Below are 1,133 nucleotides of genomic sequence, written 5' to 3'. Positions count from 1 at the left end.
TCTGATCGGCAATGTAGAAAGCAGTCCCGAGTATGCCAGCAAGTTCAGCTTTTCTATCAGTAGTTCGCTACTCACACTGACGCCTTTCATCTGCCGTCTGCCTGAATACGCACTTCCTGATTGCCGATCATTTTTCAAGGCAAGCTATTTTACGGTCTGACTTTTTTCATGATTTCTTCTATCATTTTAAGCGTGTCCGAGCCACGGCCATCGATAAGTTCAACATAAAAATTGCTGTAAGCATCCGAAAGCTCCCGATACTTCCGAAGGTTTGACTCATCCATGATGCGATGGCCTGGTATATCCCTTGCTTCAACTTGGGTGTTGATTTCACCACGCTCAGTTGCGGCTATCAAATATTCCATCTGTTCGTACAAAGTCAGCGCTGCCGGTTCTTTTTCTTTATACAATTCAAGTTGTTTTCGCAATTCGATCGCGGTCTGTTTTAACGCTAGAATATCCATTGCTAATTCCTAGTTTGCGATTTCGCCAATAAGCTTTGCTGCAGACCACTCTTGCCGATTAGGCACTAGATACTGAGCCGCCTTGGCTGTTTTAGATCTGTTATGACACATCGTCTGAATTCAGAACCGTTCAAATGCGTTCCACAACGCCTCTCGAATTGCATCCAGTCTAGCGTTGGCTGCGATTCGCTGCACCGTGGTAGCTCGATCAATGTAAACTTCCGAGAAACCTGACTTACTGCCTGCCATTGAGCAGGATCTTCCTTATGTTATTCATCTTCCGTCCACCTGTATGCACACCTCCTGCTCGCCAATCATTTTACAAGGCCAATGATCATTGATGTAACGTGTGGGCTTGAAGCATGCGTTTTTGTCGTTTACCCAAAACAACTGCCATGCCGACCCAGAGATAAGAAGTTTAGGGCAAGGGGTGTAGCCTCGGTTTAGTAATGTAACTGTGGTCAGAATCATGATGGCGGGCACAATATAAATAAATGAAAATGCGCCCATCAGCATCATGATAACAACAAGTGCCAAAGCGCCGAGTCTGAAGGCCAGTGGAGACATGGTGGATTCAGGGGCGAATGATTTGTTTTTCATTGGAACCTAAAATTCAGTAAATCAAAAATTTGAAATGTTTGGTAGTTTCAGGGCTTTTGGCCAACCGTC

General features: G+C 44.9%; 1 protein-coding gene and 1 pseudogene. Both read right to left on the bottom strand.

What is annotated here, in order from left to right; genetic code table 11:
* Positions 1–149 precede the first annotated feature (149 nt).
* Complete coding sequence (locus B0W55_RS29350) at positions 150–464, bottom strand: hypothetical protein (protein WP_077049381.1); 315 nt, start codon at positions 462–464, stop codon at positions 150–152.
* 273 nt (positions 465–737) lie between these two features.
* Positions 738–956, bottom strand: a pseudogene (locus B0W55_RS29345) (hypothetical protein); the annotation flags it as partial.
* Positions 957–1,133 lie beyond the last annotated feature (177 nt).

Source organism: Pseudomonas sp. KK4 (genome assembly GCF_001984065.1).
Taxonomy (GTDB): Bacteria; Pseudomonadota; Gammaproteobacteria; order Pseudomonadales; family Pseudomonadaceae; genus Aquipseudomonas.
Note: the sequence above shows the minus strand (reverse complement) of the source record. Positions and strands in the feature narration are given on the sequence as shown.